A 16,114-nucleotide genomic window follows, 5' to 3' on the forward strand; every position below is an offset into this window, starting at 1 on the left:
CACTCCCGGGCCGGAGCCCCCCGGCCGGAGCCCCGGACCGGCACCCCACGCCGAGCACCCGCAGGAAGTCGAGCACCCAGCAGGAAGGGGACGGTGCATGCGCCCAGCGCCCCGCAGCACCCCGACCGCAGGTCACCGGCTCGCGGGGACGCTCATCGCGCTCCTCGCAGTCCTGCTGGCGTGGGTTCCCGCCGATGCCGCGCGCGCCGCTTCCGCTCCGGTGCCCGCGGCGTCCGCTCCGTTGCTCGACCCGGCCCCGGCGGCCACGGGCGCCGAGCGCCCCGACACCGGTCCCCACGCGGACGACCCGTATGCCATCGGCTGCGCGGCTCAGGCCAGGGTCCGCCACGACCACCTCGGCGAGCGCCCGTGCCCACCGGATCACCACGCCACCGACCCCCCGGACGCGGATGCCGGCCCGGCTGTCGATACCCGTGCTTCAGCGCCGCCCGCGTGCGCACCCGTCTCTCCCGGCCGGTCGGCCCACGACCGCGGCCGGGCCCCTCCGGCACCCGCAGGTATCTGACGCGACCCATCACCCTTTCCTCCGTCGCGGCCGCGCGGGCCGCTGCCGCGGCGTGCCTGCCGGAGGCTCGTGTTGAAACGCCGGAACAACCGCTGGAAAAACCGCCGGAACAACCGGAACAACCGCCGGAACAACCGCACCAAATCCTTGCGCCTGCGTGCGCTCCTCGCCCTCGCCGTGATCGCCGGCTCGCTGGCCATCGCCCTCACCACGCCCGTCCGCCTCGGCCTCGACCTGCGCGGCGGCACCCAGATCATGCTGGAAACCCGCTCCACCCCCACCACCGACGCCGACGCCGCGGCCACCGACCGCACCGTGGAAGTGCTGCGCGGCCGCATCGACGCGCTCGGCGTCGCCGAACCGACCCTCGTCCGCTCCGGCGACCACCGCATCCTCGTCGAGCTGCCCGGCGTGCATGACCCGAAGAAGGCCGCCGACGTGCTGGGCCGCACCGCGCAGCTCACCGTCCACGCGGTCCTCGGCCCGGCCCGGACCGCCGACGGCGCCACCGCCCCGGCGACCGATCCGGCCAAGGAGCGCGTTCTGCCGGACGAGTCCGGACAGGCCCTGCGCCTGGGGGCCGCCGATCTGACCGGACGGGACGTCGAAGGCGCCGACGCCCGCTTCGACCAGCAGGGCGGTGCCGGATGGCACGTCGCGGTCGACTTCTCCAAGACCGGCCAGGACCAATGGCGGCAGGTCACCGCACGGGCCGCCTGCCACCCGGCCGGTGACCCGCAGCGCCGGGTCGCCATCGTCCTCGACAACAAGATCATCTCCTCGCCGCAGGTCGACCCCTCCGTACGGTGCGGGACCGGCATCCCGGGCGGCACCACCCAGATCACCGGCTCCTTCGACGACACCGAAGCCCGCGAACTGGCCCTGCTCATCTCCGGCGGAGCCCTGCCCGTACCGGTCGAGACCGTGGAACAGCGCACCATCGGCGCCACGCTCGGCGATGCGGCCATCGAGGCCGCGGCCTGGGCCGCCGGCATCGGCACCGCACTGACCGCGCTGTTCATCATCGCTGTCTACCGGCTCATGGGCCTGCTCGCGACCGCGGCCCTGGCCTGCTACGCGCTCATCTCCTACGCCGCCCTGGCCGCGCTCGGCGCCACACTGACCCTGCCGGGCCTCGCCGGGTTCGTCCTGGCGATCGGCATGGCCGTGGACGCCAACGTCCTGGTCTTCGAACGGGCCCGCGAAGAGTACGCGGCCCGCAGCCGCCCCACCCCCCGATCGGCACTGACGGCCGGGTTCCGCGGAGCCCTCAGCGCGATCGCCGACTCCAACATCACCACATTGATCGCCGCGGCTCTCCTGTTCGCCTTCGCCTCCGGCCCGGTACGCGGCTTCGGCATCACCCTCGCCATCGGCGTCCTCGCCTCGATGGTCAGCGCCCTGGTGATCAGCCGGGTGCTCGCCGAGTACGCGGCCAACCGCCCCGCGGTCTTCCGCCGACCCCGCGTCACCGGCATCGCGAGCACCGGCTGGGTCCGCGACCGGCTGCTGCGCCGGGACCCGTTCCTGATGCGCCGTCCGCGCCGCTGGCTGGCCGCCTCCGCCGCACTCGCCGCCCTGGCCGCGTCGGGCATCCTCGTCCGCGGCCTGGACTTCGGCATCGAGTTCACCGGCGGCCGGCTGATCGAGTACGCCACCAGCACCTCCGTCGACCCCGACCGGGCCCGTACCGCCCTCACCGACGCCGGGTTCCCCCGCGCGGTGGTGCAGTCCTCCGGCGACACCGGGCTCACGGTGCGCGCCGAGAACCTGACCAACGCCGACGAGGCCACCGTCACCGAAACCATCAGCGACCTCGGCGGCGAGACGAAGAAGATCCGCGACGAGCTGATCGGCCCCAGCATGGGCGACGAACTGCGCCGCAACGCCCTCATCGCACTCTCCCTCGCCCTGGGCGCCCAACTGCTGTACCTCGCGGTGCGCTTCCGCTGGTTCTTCGGGACCGCGGCCGTCGTCGCGCTCGCCCACGACGTGGTGATCCTCATCGGCGCCTTCGCCTGGCTCGGCAAGCCCATCGACGGGGTCTTCCTGGCCGCCCTGCTGACCGTCATCGGCTACTCGGTCAACGACTCCGTCGTCCTCTTCGACCGCGTCCGCGAACTGCTCGACCGCGACCGCACCACACCGCTTCCCCGCCTGACGAACCGGGCGATCCTGCAGACCCTGCCCCGTACCGTCAACACGGGCATGGGCGCGGCACTCATCCTCACCGCCCTGGCCGTCCTCGCCGACGACACCCTCGCCGACTTCGCCCTCGCCCTGCTCATCGGCCTGGCGGTCGGCACCTACTCCTCCGTCTTCACCGCCGCCTCCCTCACCATCGAGCTGCACCCGCCCCGGAAGGCGTCGCGTCCGCGGCCGTCGCGATTCACCCGGCGACACTCCCCCTCGGGGCAGAACGCGGTGTCGGCTCCCGAGGAAACCGCTCGATAGTGCCGTTCTCCGTGCCGACGGCGGCCCCGGTGCGGCCGCTGTCGGCCCGCTCGGGACGGTGGGGGAGTGGTGTCACAAGATCCGTGCGTACCCGGTCTAACGATTGAGCCGGGAAGGAGGACGCCGTATGGATCACGGTGACGTGGTGCCGATCGCGGAGTTGCTCGACGAGCGTCGGTATCTGCTGGATGTGGCCTACTGGATGCTGGGCAGCCGCAGTGAGGCGGAATGCGTCGTCGATGAGACCTATCGCCGGTGGTACGGGCTGTCGGACGCGGGGCGCGAGCAGATCACGGCTCCCCGCTCCTGGCTCGCGAAGACCGCCGGCGGGATCTGTCTGGGACGTCTCGTCCTGCCCGACCGGGGCGCGGGTGGCCGCGGGGGAGGGCGCCGGACACGGGCGGTGGACGGCGAAGGGCCGTGGGCGGTGGTGGAGGGGGAGGTCAGCCGGGTGCTGCTGGAGGCGTTGGACTCCGTGTCGCCCGCCGAACGGGCGGCGTTCGTGCTCAACGACGTCTTCGGGATGACCTCCGGCGCGGTCGCCGACATCGTGGGACGCACGGAAGCGGAGTGTGCCGAACTCGCCCACCGGGTCCGCCGCGGGCTTCGCACGCAGCGCTCACTCCCCACGACACCCGAACGGCACGACTCCCTCGCCCGCGCCGTTCGCGACGCCTGCGCCGCCGAAGACGCCGCACTGCTCGCCTCGCTCCTGTCCCCGGACGCCACGGCGTTCTTCGACGGCGGCGGTAAAGTCCGGGCGCTGGCCGGCCCCGTCCACGGCAGCCGACGGGTCGCGCACAGCCTGCTCACCCTGCTGGCCGACCGCCCCCGTACCACCCTGGCCACGCACTCCGTCAACGGCCGCACCGGGCTCGTCGTCCGCTACGACCGCCAAGTCGCCGCCGTCATCAGCCTCGACATCGCCGACCGCCACATCGCACAGGTCTGGGTCACCCTCAACCCCGACAAACTCCATGCCTGGAACCACACCCCCGGATCCGGTGGCTCCGGCTCCGGCCGGAGCCCGGCACACCGGGGCGACGGCTGGTCCTGACCAGGTGGACCGGCCGGCGCCGGGCCGCGGTCACACGCCGGGCGCAGGGCTGACGCCGGTCGCGAAGCGGGAACGCGAACCGAGGAATGCGGCGATTTTGCTCGGGCTCAGCACCCACATCAGCTTGTAGATGCCCTCCGTCGAGGCGGCTATCGCCACGAACGCGGAGGGCTTGCCGTCCCGGTGGATCATCAAGCTCGTACGGCCGTTGGCATCGACCAGCCTGAGGTCCACATCCCGCCAGAACCGCGGATAGGCCGTCGAGAGGTTGGCCACGCGGGCACGGCCCAGCACAGGGATACGAGCGGCGCCCCGCATCCCGTTGCCGTCGGTCAGACTGACGACGTCGGGCGCGAAAAGTGCTTCCAACGAGGCCACGTCCCCCGTTCGAGCCGCTGAGACGAAGGCGTTCAGCAGGCGCCGGTGCTCCGTCGTGTCCACGCTCTCGCGCCGCTCGTCCGACAGGTGCTGACGAGCGCGGCTCACGATCTTCCGCACGTTGACGACACTGAGGTGAAGGATCTCGGCGATCTCGGGATAGGAGTAATCGAACGCCTCGCGCAGTACGTATGCGGCGCGCTCGGTGGGACTCAGCTTCTCCAGCACCAGCAGCAGAGCCATCTCCAGGGCCTCCGCGCGCTCCGCGCCCAGTTCGGGGTCCGCACTCGTGTCGACGGGCTCGGGCAGCCACGGTCCGATGTAGGTCTCCCGACGGACCCGCGCCGACTGTGCGACGTTGATGGCCAGACGGGTCGTCGTGCTCGAGAGAAAGGCCACCGGGCTGACCACCGCGGAGCGGTCGGTCTTCTGCCAGCGCAGCCACACTTCCTGGAGCACGTCCTCGGCCTCGGCCGCGCTGCCGAGCACGCGGTAGGCGATGCCGAAGAGACGTAATCGGTGCCGCACGAAGACGGAGACGGCCTCTTCGAGATCACTTGCCGTGGGGGACTCCGTGGGAGACGGTTCGACATGCATGATCCTGAGGTCTCCGTTCCTCCGGTTGTGGCTGTCCCGTGACAGGAGCACACGGTTGTCGCATGGCTACGGTACGGCGGGACGGCCGAGGCCGTCCCGCACCTCGGACGCGCTCGGTCGCGGAAGACCGGCAGCCGGGTCGTCAGAGGTTGGAGAAGCGACCGGCCTGGGCGAGGAGCTGCTCGGCGTCGTCGAGCGGGGGGTAGATCCACACCGTATTGATGTCCTGCTTGAGACGCTTGGCCTCCTCGCCGGCCATCCGCACCACCCGGTCCCAGCCGGCTGTGGAGACGGCGCCGACCGGCCCGAGGTCCAAGGTGGTGGTGTAGGGATCCGGAGCGAAGGGCAGGGGCTCGGCTCCCAGAAGGTCAGCCGCCACATTGTGTCCGGCGAACTTCCCCATCGGCAGGGCGTGTTGGCAGCTTTGCAGCGTGAGGTGCCCCTCCTCCGCCGGCGCGACCGCGGTGTCGCCGGCCGCGTACACGTCGGGAACTCCGACCACCCGGAGATACGCGTCCACGCCGAGCCGTCCCAGCCGGTCCCGCTCTCCTGGAATCTGGGCGGTCAAAGGACTGGCGGCCATGCCGGCCGTCCATACGACGGTCGTGGCGGGGATCACCTCACCATCGGAAAGGGCGACCTCCTCGGCGGTGGCCGAAGCCACGGTACGTCCCAGCCGGCACTCAATCTTCAGTTCGTCGATCGCACCCTCGATGCTCGGACGCGGGCCAGGGCCGAGCTCCGGGCCGAGGACATCGGCACGGTCGACCAGTACGACCCGCACCTCCTCGCCCGTACCCTGCGCATCGGCGAGGGCGCGCAACCGCTCGCCAAGGCCGGTGGCGATCTCCACGCCGGTGAATCCGGCGCCCACGACGACTGCCGTGTACCGGCCCGCGGAGGCGGCACGCCGGGGCAGCCGCCGCAGGTGGTGATCGAGCGCCGCGGCCGACAGCAGGGTGTCGATGTCGAAGACGTGCTGCGCGCCGGGGAAGTCGGGGCGCACCAGCTGGCTTCCGGTGGCCAGGACGAGCTTGTCGTAGGCGAGGGTCCGTTCCCCGCCCGTCCGCTCGACGGCCCGGACGGTACGGGCTCGGGTGTCGATGCCCGTCACCGTCGCGGTGACGCGACGGACGCCGATCGGGCCGAGGACACGGTCCAAGGGCACCCGCTTGCTCTCCGGGTCGTCCTCGTAGAGGCGGGGACGAATCACCAGGTCGTCACCGCCGCTGATCAGGGTCACCCGGAGTCCCTCACCGGCCTTGCCGGCCTGCCGCGCGGTCCGTACGGCTCCCGCCGCGGCCCACACACCTGCGAAGCCACCGCCAACCACCAGCACGTTCTTCATCGTTTCTCCCTAGCCTGCGGACTGCCACATGCGTGGCGGGGCCTGGCACACCGTCCCGCGGATGCCGCGTTCGGGCGCCCAGGTCCCACAACCGTTCCGCAGTCATGACCGAGTGCGGTGCGCATCTGTGACAGGTGTGGCCGGCTGACGTCGAACTCCGCCGTCCGCCGGGGGCAGGCCGGAGGGAAGGGGGCCGGGGGGACAGGCCGGATGAGAGGCACGTCACATCCGACGTCCTGTCACACACAGCCGGGTCACCCCGGTCATCACTGTGCATCCGCAACACGGCCAGGAGATCACCGTGGAATCCCTCCGCTCCGCCACCGCGGACTGAAGGAGAAGAGACATGTCCCTGTCCCTCCCGTTCGTCATCGATCCAGGCGGTGCCGACCGACACGCGGAACACCGGGCCCTGCGGGCTCGTGGTCCGGCCACCCGCGTGGACATCCTCGGCCTGTCCGCCTGGGCGGTCAGTGACCCTGCCCTCCTCAAAACCCTGCTCACCAGCCCTGATGTCTCCAAGAACGGCCGCGCTCACTACCCGGCTTTCGAGGAGACGACGCGAACGTGGCCGCTCGCCCTGTGGATCGAGGTGCAGAGCATGCTCACCGCCTACGGCGCGGACCACCGCAGACTGCGGCGGATGGTCTCCCCGGCCTTCAGCGCACGCCGCATCGCCACGCTGAAGCCGACCGTAGCGGCCATGGTCACCGAACTGATCGACGGCCTTGCCTCGGTGCCCGCCGGTCAGGTGGTGGATCTGCGTGAGCGGCTGGCCTATCCGCTGCCCATCAATGTGATCGGCCACCTGATGGGTGTGCCGGAAGACCAGCGGGACGATTTTCGGCAGCTCGTCGACAACGTCTTCGACAGTACGCTCACGCCTGAGCAGGCCCAGGCCAATACCGCGCGTCTCTTCGAGACCACCGACCAGTTGATCGCCACCAAGCGCGGCAACCCCGGCGACGACATGACCTCCTTCCTCATAGCGGCCCGTGACGAGGAAGCGGACGGCTCCGGCTTCACCGACGTGGAATTGCGCGACACGCTGATCCTCATGATCAATGCCGGGTACGAAACGACCGTCAACGTCATCGACCAGGCCATCTTCGCCATGCTGACCGCGCCCGACCAGCTTCACCTCGTCCGCACCGGCCAGGTCGCCTGGGAGGACGTGGTGGAGGAGACCCTGCGCACCGAGCCCGCCATCACGTACCTGCCCATGCGCTTCGCCGTCACCGACATCGACCTGCCGGACGGGCAGATCATCTCCGCGGGGGACCCCATCCTCGCCGCGTACGCGGCCGCCAACCGTCACCCCGAGTGGCACGGGCCCGACGCCGACACCTTCGACGTCACCCGCGAGGTCAAGGACCACCTGGCATTCGGCTACGGCGTGCACTTCTGCCTCGGTGCTCCCCTGGCCCGTCTCGAAGTCGCGGAAGCCCTGCGTCAGCTCTTCGAGCGTTTCCCCGCCATGTCGCTCGCGGTACCGGCCGACGCTTTGCCACCGGTACCCACCCTCATCAGCAACGGTCACCAGGAACTCCCCGTGCGGCTGCGCGCCGTCGACCGGCGGTGAGTCGCGGACGCGTGCCGGCCGTGCGACCGGTGAGGGGCAGTGGGCGATGGTCCGTACGGGGGCGCCCGAACCGTCCTTGACGGCGAGCGGGATCAGGGTGAGCGGCTCCAGCCGGTCAGCCGGTCGAGGTGGGTGCAGCGGGCGCACCGGGGCGACGGGGCGGCACGGGGGCGACGGACGTACGGGGGCGACGGGCGCCCAGGGTGACGGGCGTGCCGGGGCGACGGTGCGGTGTTACCGGCGGCGGCGCATGGTCAGGCGGCCGCGCGGCGCTGGGGCGTGGCAGGGGAGGCGCTCGGGTGGCCGCCTGTGCGGCCGGGGCGGCTCACTCCCAGTGGCTCACGGCCAGTGGCTGTGGCTCACTCCCAGACAACGACGTTCCGCCGCACCGGCACCGCTTGGGTGTTGGAGGCGAACAGCTCCGGCGAACGCTCCCGGATCTGCTCGATGTCCTCGAAGACCGCGCGCAGGTGGTGCCGCATGGTGCTGCGGGCGCGCGTGAGGTCATGGTCGAGAACGGCCTCGAAGATCTTCTCGTGCTGGTCGGCGAAGACCGCCGGTGAGCTGGCCTCGAGGCCGAGGCGGCGGGCGCGGTCCAGATGGCCCTTGGCCGACACCACGGTCGACCAGGCGCGGCCATGGCTGCTCAGATGCAGGAGCCCGTGGTGGAACGCCTCGTCCAGCGCGAAGAACTCCTCCACGTCGATCCCGGGTTCCCGCTGGCGGGCGAGGTTGCCGCGCAGATCGGCGACCAGGCCGGGGTCCAGGTCCGCGGGAAGGTCGTCGAGCGCTGCCAGCTCCACGGCCTCGCGGATGAACTGGGCGTCCGCGACGCGGTCCGGGTCGACCCGTGAGACGAACGAGCCCACCTGCGGGAAGACCTGGACGAGGCCCTCCTCGGCCAGCAGGATCAGGCTCTCGCGCACCGGGGTCCGGCTGACTCCGAGGGCCGCGGCCAGCTCGTTCTCGGACAGCGCGCTGCCCGGCGGGAGATCCAGGGTCAGGACTCTGCGCCGGAGCGTCTCGTAGACGACGCGGCGATTGGTGCGCCGCCTGTCGGGTCCAGCCATGCGGCCACCTTAGTAGACAGGGCTGAAGGACTAGTACACCAGCTTGACCGGCTCATCGACCGGTGCTTGTATACCAGTGCTGCTATGCCAGAGCGCGCTATGTCGGACGGGGCGAGGAAATGGGGAACCCATGAGCAGGATCGAACGGGCCGAGGTCCTCGTGGCCTCGCCGGGCCGCAACTTCGTCACCCTGCGGCTGACGACCTCGGACGGCGTCACCGGACTGGGGGACGCGACACTGAACGGCCGGGAGCTGTCGGTGGCCGGTTATCTGCGCGACCACGTCGTCCCGCTGCTGATCGGCCGCGACCCGGCCCGCATCGAGGACATGTGGCAGTACCTGTACCGCGGCGCGTACTGGCGCCGCGGCCCGGTGACCATGACCGCGATCGCCGCGGTCGACACCGCCCTGTGGGACATCAAGGGCAAGGTCGCCGGACTGCCCGTCTACCAGCTCCTCGGCGGCCGCTCCCGGGACGGCGTACTGGTCTACTCGCACGCCAGCGGAACCGACGTGCCCTCGCTGCTCGACGATGTGGCGCGCTTCCGCGACCTGGGCTACCAGGCCATCCGGGCGCAGGCCGCCGTCCCGGACATCGGCGGCAGCTACGGAGTGCGCAAAGGCACCGTCTACGAGCCCGCCGCCCACTCCCTGCCGGACGAGCAGCCGTGGTCCACGGAGGCGTACCTGGACTTCGCGCCCACCTACCTGGAGGCCGTCCGTGACCGCTTCGGCTTCGGCTTCCACCTGCTGCACGACGTCCACCACCGGCTGACGCCCATCGAGGCGGCCCGGTTCGGCAAGCGGGTGGAGGACTACCGGCTGTTCTGGATGGAGGACCCGACCCCCGCGGAGAACCAGGAGGCGTTCCGGCTCATCCGGCAGCACACCACCACCCCGATCGCGGTCGGCGAGGTGCTCAGCTCGATCTGGGACGTGCAGCACCTGATCACCGAGCAGCTCATCGACTACGTGCGGACCACGGTCGTGCACGCCGGCGGCATCACGCATCTGCGCCGGATCTTCGACCTGGCGGCCCTCTACCAGGTCCGCACCGGATCCCACGGAGCGACGGACCTGTCACCGATCACGCTCGCGGCAGCGGTCCACCTCGACACCGCCGTGCCGAATTTCGGCATCCAGGAGTACATGCCGCACGTCGCCGAGACCATGGAGGTCTTCCGCAGCGAGGTCCGCTTCGAGGACGGCATGCTCCACCCCGCGGACGTCCCCGGCCTGGGTGTCGAGTACGACGACGAGGCGGCCGAGCGCTTCCCGTACCAACCCCGCTACCTACCGGTGGCCCGCCGCCTGGACGGCTCGGTCCACGACTGGTGAGGAACCCGTGACCACGCACCACCCGCTCCGCCGGGCCGCCCTGGACCGGCTCCCGCCGGCCCAGCGCCCGCCCGTCGACCCCCGCGAGCTGCGCCCCCGTATCGTCCACTTCGGACTGGGCGCCTTCCACCGGGCCCACCAGGCGGTCTACACCGAGACCGCGGCGGCGCGCTCCGGCGAACCATGGGGCATCGTCGCCGTCGCGCCCCGTTCCACCGCGACGGCGACGGCCCTGCGCGCCCAGGACTTCCTGTACTCGGTGACCGACCGCACCCCGGGCCGGGGCCGCACCCGCGTGGTCGGCTCCGTCGTGGACGCACTGGTGATGCGTCCCGACGCCGCCCGGATCGACGCACTGCTCGCCTCCCCCGAGGTGACCACGGTGACGCTGACCGTCACCGAGAAGGGCTACGCGCGCCACCCCGGCACCGGCGGTCTGGACCTCCGGGAACCCGGGATCGCCGCCGACCTCGCCGCCACGGCCGAGGCGGGGCGCGCCGAGATGGCCACCGTGGTCGGACGGCTCGCCGGCTCGCTCGCCGCCCGCTTCCGCCGCTGCGCGGCCCCGGTCGACGTCGTCTCCTGCGACAACGCGGCCGGCAACGGCGCGGCCCTGGCCCGCGTGGTGCGCGAGTTCACCGAAGCCTCGGCCTGGCCGGACCGGCAGGCGATGCTGGACTGGCTGGCGACCGCGGTCGCCTTCCCCGCGACGGTCGTCGACCGCATCGTCCCGGCCACCACGCCCGAGGACCGCGACGCCGCGTCGGCCGCCCTGGGCCTGCGCGACGAGATGGCCGTGTCCGGCGAGCCCTACCGGCAGTGGGTGCTGGAGGACTCCTTCCGGGCGGCGCGGCCGCGCTGGGAGCTCGACGGCGCACTCGTCGTACCGGACGTCGCGCCGTACCAGCTGACGAAGCTGCGCCTGCTCAACGGCGCGCACTCGGCCCTGGCCTACCTGGGCGCGGCCGCGGGCTGCCGGACGGTCGCCGAGGCGATGGACACCGACTGGGGGGAGCGGCTCGTCCGCGGCTTCGGCGCGGAGGTCGCCCGGACCCTTCCGCCGGCCGGACCGGACCCGCAGAAGTACGTCGAGGACCTGGTGACCCGCTTCCGCAACCCGGCGATACGGCATCTGCTGCGCCAGATCGGCTCGGACGGCTCCCTCAAGATCCCCGAACGGTGGCTGGACGCGCTGCGCGCCCTCAGGGCGGACGGGACCCCCACACCCGTCATGGAGCTGGCGCTCGCGGCGTGGGCCGACGCCACCCGGCCCGGCGACGCCGGCGGCCCCATCCACGGGATGACCGATCCCGCCGCGGAGGCGCTCGCTCGCTGCTGGCAACGGGCGACCGACCCGGCGACACCGGTCGCGCGGCTGCTGGCGGCGATCGGCGCGCCCGACCTGGCCGAGCAGCCGGACCTCGTCTCCGCGGTGGCCGCCCGGCTTCCGGCGCTGCGCGCGGGCCGGATCGAACTCTGAACACCCACCGAACCACTCCCGCCAAGACCCGACCCGCACCGAACGGTCGCGCCGGCCTGCCCACCGGCCACCCGATCCACACCACAGCGACAAGGGCGAACGGCACGTGACGCAAGGAGGCGCACGATGACGCACACCACCCAGACGCCACCCGACCGCGCTACCCGGTCGACCCGGGACCTGACCCGGGCCGCGGTGTCCGGCTGGCTCGGTACGGCGATGGAGTTCATGGACTTCCAGCTGTACTCGCTCGCCGCGGCCGTCGTCTTCGACAAGATCTTCTTTCCCGACGTCAGCCCCGCCATCGGGCTGATCGCCGCGATGGCGACCTACGGGGTCGGCTATGTCGCGCGCCTGGCCGGTGCCGTCTACTTCGGTCGCCTGGGCGACCGGATCGGCCGCAAGAAGGTCCTGTTCCTCACCATCGTCCTGATGGGAGCGTCGACCACGCTCATCGGCGCGCTGCCCTCCTACGCGACGATCGGGATCGCCGCCCCGGCCCTGCTCGTCGCGCTGCGCCTGATCCAGGGCTTCGGCGCGGGCGCGGAGATCGCGGGCGCCACCGCGATGCTGACCGAGTACGCACCGGTCAGGCGCCGTGGCCTGATCGCCTCCCTGGTGTCCCTCGGCACCAACTCGGGCACGCTGGCCGCCTCCGCCCTGTGGGCCGTGCTGCTCGGCGTCCTCTCCGACGAACAACTCCTCAGCTGGGGCTGGCGGCTGCCGTTCCTGAGCAGCTTCCTGCTGCTGCTCTTCGCCGTGTGGCTGCGCTCGAACCTGAAGGAAAGCCCCGTGTTCGAGGAACGGCCCGACGTCGTCGACGGCGTCGCGCTGCCGCGCGAGGAGGCCGAGGCGGCCACCACCGCCGAACAGCGGAGCGACCTCCGGACCGGGCCGCACCGGCGCAAGGGCAAGGCGTTCTTCCTGGCGCTGGGGCTGCGCTTCGGCCAGGCCGGCAACTCGGGTCTCATCCAGACCTTCCTCGTGGGCTACATCGCCACCACGCTGACGGTGGACCGGTCCGTTCCGACCACCGCCATCGTCTACGGCTCGCTGCTCGGCTTCGTCACCGTCCCGGTGGCCGGAGCGCTCGGCGACCGGTTCGGCCGGCGGCCGGTCTACCTCGCGCTGACCGGGCTGACCATGGTCCTGGCGCTGCCCATGATGGCCGTCGTCGCCCACGGCGGCAGCGTGGCGCTGACCCTCGCGGTCGTCCTCGGCCTGAACATCGCCGTCCTCGGCCCGTTCTCCCTGGAGAGCGTCACGATGGCGGAACTCTTCGGCTCCCGCACCCGCTTCACCCAGCTCGCCGTGGCCAAGGAGATCGGCGGCATCCTGGCCACCGCCGTCGGACCCGTCATCGCCGCCACGCTGACCGCCGCCACGCACCACTGGTGGCCGATCGCCGCCATGCTCATCTGCTACTCGCTCATCACCTTCGTCTCCGCCTGGCTCGCACCCGAGACCCGGGGACGCGATCTCGTCCGATGGGAGGACGCCCTGTGAAGGCCGTCGTCGTACACGGTGCCGGTGATCTGAGGATCGATCACCTGCCCGATCCGGTCCCCGCCGCCGGGGAGGTGCTCATCGCCATGGAATGGGGCGGCATCTGCGGCTCCGACCTCGCCTACTGGCGCCACGGCGGGTCCGGCACGGCCGTCCTGAAGCACCCCATGGTCCTCGGGCACGAGGTCGCCGGCCGCATCGTCCGGCTGGGGAGCGGGGTGGCGGGGTTCGAGGCCGGACAGCCGGTCACCGTCCACCCGGCCCGGACCGTCGGGGACGGGGCCCTGCCGGACCGGATCGCGGGGCGCACCAACCTCCACCCGCGCGTGCGGTACTTCGGCTCGGCCGCCTTCGACCCGCACACCGACGGCGGCTTCAGCGAGTTCAGGGCCGTCCGCGCCGAGCAGCTCAGACCGCTGCCCGACGGTGTGAGCACACGGCACGGGGCCCTGGCCGAGCCCCTCGCCGTCGCGCTGCACGCCGTGCACCGCGCCGGTGACCTGCGCGGCCGGCACGTCCTCGTCAACGGAGCCGGCCCGATCGGATCGCTGGTCGTCGCCGCGGCGAAGCTGCGCGGCGCGGCCACGGTCGTCGCCGCGGACATCAACGACTCCTCCCTCGCCGTCGCCCGCGCCCTGGGCGCCGACGAGCTGCGCAACACCGCGCGCGGCGACCTGCTCCCCGACGACGTCGAGCTCGTCTTCGAGGCATCGGGAGCGCCGGCGGCACTGGGCCCCGTGCTCCGCGCCACCGCCCGTGGCGGCACCCTCGTGCAGGTGGGCAACCTCCCCGGCACCGCCGCCCCCGCCGTCCTCGGCGACCTGGTGACCCGTGAGATCACCTGGATCGGCTCCTACCGGTTCGTCGACGAGATCAGTGACGCACTGCGGGCCATGCGCGACGGCCTGGACGTGACACCGCTCATCACCCACACCTTCGACCTCGACCAGGCGGCCGAGGCCCTGGCCGTGGCGGCCGACCGCACCAGCGGCAGCAGCAAGGTCCTGCTCCGGCTCGGCCAGGACCCGGCGGGAGGTCCGCGTTGACCACCGCGCACCGCGACGGCCCCCACCCGCCCGCCGGCACCGCACCCGGAGCGGTGGTGACCCTGGGCGAGACCATGGCGCTGCTGACCACGCCGGCGCAGGGCCGCGTGACCGCCGGGTCGGCCCTGCCCGTCGGGATCGGCGGAGCGGAGTCCAACGTCGCCATCGGACTCGCCCGGCTGGGCGTCCCGGCCACCTGGATCAGCCGGGTCGGCGACGACGCCCTGGGAACCTACGTCATCCGGGAGATCCGCGCCGAAGGGGTCCGGGTCGTCGCCCACCGGGACGACACCGCCCCGACCGGGCTGATGCTCAAGGAACTGCGCGGCGGTCTGCCCCGGCGGGTCCGCTACTACCGGAGCGGAAGCGCCGCCTCCCACCTGTCCGCGGCCGACGTCGACGAGGCGGCCGTCGCGGCGGCCGACGTGCTGCACCTGACCGGCATCACCCCCGCCCTCGGCCCCGGTCCGCTCGCCGCCGTCGAACACGCCATCGCCACCGCCCGGTCATCGGGAACCCTCGTCTCGTTCGACGTCAACTACCGGGCGACGCTGTGGCCGCGGTCCGAGGCGGCCCCGGTGCTGGCCCGGCTCGCCTCCCTGGCCGACCTCCTCTTCGCCGGGCCCGCCGAGGCGGCGCTGCTGCTCGGCACGGACGAGCCCCGGCACGAGCCGGCGGACGTCGAAACCGGTGCGGCCCTGGCCCGGACACTGGCGCGGCTGGGGCCCGGAACGGTCGTGGTCAAGCTCGGCGCCCTCGGCGCCCTGGCCCTGCGCCACGGCGAGACCCACCGGGCACCGGCCCGGCCCGTCACCGTCGTCGACGCCGTGGGGGCGGGCGACGCCTTCGTCGCCGGCTACCTCAGCGGTGTCGTCAGCGGCGCCCCCGTAGCCGACTGCCTCAGCACCGGGAACCTCCTCGGCGCCGCGGTCTGCGCCGCGCCGGGCGATTGGGAAGGGCTGCCCACCCGCGAGGAACTCGCGGCCCGGTCCGACGACGAGGAGGTCATCCGATGACCTCCCGCGGCGCACCGGACCCACCGGACCGGGAAAACGCCATGAACGCACCGGACCGAGGGAACGCCGTGCCCGCCCAGTCCCTGCTGCACACCTGCCCCGTCGTACCCGTGGTCGTCCTCGACGACCCCGCGCAGGCGCTGCCCCTGGGCGAGGCACTGCTCGCCGGCGGCATCGACGTCGTCGAGATCACCCTGCGCACCGCCGCCGGTATCGACGGCATCCGCGCCCTGACGGCGCTGCCCGGGATGCGCGTCGGCGCGGGCTCGGTGCTGGTGCCCGACCAGGTCGACCAGGTCGTCGCCGCGGGGGCGGAGTTCATCGTCAGCCCCGGCCTCTCGGCCGGTGTGCTCGACCGGGCCCGCGCGCTCGGGGTTCCGGCGCTGCCCGGCGTGGCCACCGCCTCGGACCTCATGGCCGCGGTCGGCCTCGGCCTCACCGAGGTCAAGGTCTTCCCGGCGGGACTGCTGGGCGGCCCGGCCGCCATCCGCGCCCTCGCGGCCCCTTTCCCCGGCATCTCCTTCATGCCGTCGGGAGGGGTGACCGCCGCCACCATGGCCGACTACCTCGCCCTCCCCGCCGTGCCCGCCGTCAGCGGCAGCTGGATGGTCGACCGGACCCTGCTCGGAGAGGCCCGCTGGGACGAGGTCACCGCCCGGTCCGCGGCCGCGATGCGGCACGCGACCCGCTGAGGGGCGGGGCCGGCGTGATGGTG

At 72.5% G+C, this 16,114-nt stretch carries 12 protein-coding genes; 9 read left to right on the plus strand and 3 right to left on the minus strand.

What is annotated here, in order from left to right; genetic code table 11:
- Positions 1 to 679: 679 nt before the first annotated feature.
- Together secD and N6H00_RS31845 are read left to right on the plus strand one after the other, a co-directional pair.
- The gene (gene secD / locus N6H00_RS31840; RefSeq protein WP_268977192.1) at positions 680 to 2,980 is read left to right on the plus strand and encodes a protein translocase subunit SecD; all 2,301 of its coding nucleotides are present in this window, start codon (positions 680 to 682) and stop codon (positions 2,978 to 2,980) included.
- A gap of 127 nt (positions 2,981 to 3,107) precedes the next feature.
- A complete protein-coding gene (locus tag N6H00_RS31845; RefSeq protein WP_268975278.1) occupies positions 3,108 to 4,037 on the plus strand; it encodes a sigma factor-like helix-turn-helix DNA-binding protein in 930 nt (309 codons plus the stop codon).
- 30 nt (positions 4,038 to 4,067) lie between these two features.
- Here the strand turns inward: N6H00_RS31845 and N6H00_RS31850 are convergent, their stop codons facing one another.
- On the minus strand, positions 4,068 to 5,012 hold the full coding sequence (locus tag N6H00_RS31850; RefSeq protein ID WP_268975279.1) for an RNA polymerase sigma-70 factor: 945 nt from the start codon (positions 5,010 to 5,012) through the stop codon (positions 4,068 to 4,070).
- Positions 5,013 to 5,154: 142 nt separating this feature from the next.
- Positions 5,155 to 6,360, minus strand: coding sequence for an NAD(P)/FAD-dependent oxidoreductase (locus tag N6H00_RS31855; protein ID WP_268975280.1), 1,206 nt, complete (start codon positions 6,358 to 6,360; stop codon positions 5,155 to 5,157).
- Between the two features lie 346 nt (positions 6,361 to 6,706).
- On the opposite strand from N6H00_RS31855, the gene N6H00_RS31860 reads away from it, so the two are divergent.
- Complete coding sequence (locus N6H00_RS31860) at positions 6,707 to 7,942, plus strand: cytochrome P450 family protein (protein ID WP_268975281.1); 1,236 nt, start codon at positions 6,707 to 6,709, stop codon at positions 7,940 to 7,942.
- Between the two features lie 359 nt (positions 7,943 to 8,301).
- Here the strand turns inward: N6H00_RS31860 and N6H00_RS31865 are convergent, their stop codons facing one another.
- On the minus strand, positions 8,302 to 9,012 hold the full coding sequence (locus N6H00_RS31865) for a GntR family transcriptional regulator (RefSeq protein WP_268975282.1): 711 nt from the start codon (positions 9,010 to 9,012) through the stop codon (positions 8,302 to 8,304).
- Positions 9,013 to 9,142: 130 nt separating this feature from the next.
- Here N6H00_RS31865 and manD point away from each other — a divergent pair, with 130 nt between their 5' ends.
- The 6 genes from manD to N6H00_RS31895 all read left to right on the plus strand — a co-directional run bounded on the left by manD (position 9,143) and on the right by N6H00_RS31895 (position 16,091).
- On the plus strand, positions 9,143 to 10,351 hold the full coding sequence (manD, locus tag N6H00_RS31870; RefSeq protein ID WP_268975283.1) for a D-mannonate dehydratase ManD: 1,209 nt from the start codon (positions 9,143 to 9,145) through the stop codon (positions 10,349 to 10,351).
- A 7-nt stretch (positions 10,352 to 10,358) separates the two neighbouring features.
- Positions 10,359 to 11,831: a mannitol dehydrogenase family protein gene (locus tag N6H00_RS31875; protein WP_268975284.1), complete on the plus strand. Its 1,473-nt coding sequence runs from the start codon at positions 10,359 to 10,361 to the stop codon at positions 11,829 to 11,831.
- Between the two features lie 126 nt (positions 11,832 to 11,957).
- On the plus strand, positions 11,958 to 13,337 hold the full coding sequence (locus tag N6H00_RS31880) for an MFS transporter (RefSeq protein ID WP_268975285.1): 1,380 nt from the start codon (positions 11,958 to 11,960) through the stop codon (positions 13,335 to 13,337).
- Positions 13,334 to 14,383, plus strand: coding sequence for an L-idonate 5-dehydrogenase (locus N6H00_RS31885; protein ID WP_268975286.1), 1,050 nt, complete (start codon positions 13,334 to 13,336; stop codon positions 14,381 to 14,383). The genes N6H00_RS31880 and N6H00_RS31885 overlap by 4 nt, the downstream gene beginning before the upstream one ends.
- Positions 14,380 to 15,399 carry a sugar kinase gene (locus tag N6H00_RS31890; RefSeq protein WP_268975287.1) on the plus strand — a complete coding sequence of 340 codons (1,020 nt, stop codon included), beginning with the start codon at positions 14,380 to 14,382 and terminating at the stop codon, positions 15,397 to 15,399. The genes N6H00_RS31885 and N6H00_RS31890 overlap by 4 nt, the downstream gene beginning before the upstream one ends.
- A 41-nt stretch (positions 15,400 to 15,440) precedes the next feature.
- Positions 15,441 to 16,091, plus strand: a complete 651-nt coding sequence (locus N6H00_RS31895) for a bifunctional 4-hydroxy-2-oxoglutarate aldolase/2-dehydro-3-deoxy-phosphogluconate aldolase (RefSeq protein WP_268975288.1) — start codon at positions 15,441 to 15,443, stop codon at positions 16,089 to 16,091.
- Positions 16,092 to 16,114 lie beyond the last annotated feature (23 nt).

It is taken from the genome of Streptomyces sp. S465, from assembly GCF_026898115.1.
In the GTDB taxonomy this organism is placed as follows: Bacteria; Actinomycetota; Actinomycetes; order Streptomycetales; family Streptomycetaceae; genus Streptomyces; species Streptomyces luomodiensis.

Coding starts and splice junctions, on each gene's coding strand:
- N6H00_RS31880 (WP_268975285.1), top strand. CDS start 11,958: ATGACGCACACCACCCAGACGCCACCCGACCGCGCTACCCGGTCGACC.
- N6H00_RS31850 (WP_268975279.1), bottom strand. CDS start 5,012: ATGCATGTCGAACCGTCTCCCACGGAGTCCCCCACGGCAAGTGATCTC.
- N6H00_RS31855 (WP_268975280.1), bottom strand. CDS start 6,360: ATGAAGAACGTGCTGGTGGTTGGCGGTGGCTTCGCAGGTGTGTGGGCC.
- N6H00_RS31845 (WP_268975278.1), top strand. CDS start 3,108: ATGGATCACGGTGACGTGGTGCCGATCGCGGAGTTGCTCGACGAGCGT.
- N6H00_RS31860 (WP_268975281.1), top strand. CDS start 6,707: ATGTCCCTGTCCCTCCCGTTCGTCATCGATCCAGGCGGTGCCGACCGA.
- manD (WP_268975283.1), top strand. CDS start 9,143: ATGAGCAGGATCGAACGGGCCGAGGTCCTCGTGGCCTCGCCGGGCCGC.
- N6H00_RS31895 (WP_268975288.1), top strand. CDS start 15,441: ATGAACGCACCGGACCGAGGGAACGCCGTGCCCGCCCAGTCCCTGCTG.
- N6H00_RS31865 (WP_268975282.1), bottom strand. CDS start 9,012: ATGGCTGGACCCGACAGGCGGCGCACCAATCGCCGCGTCGTCTACGAG.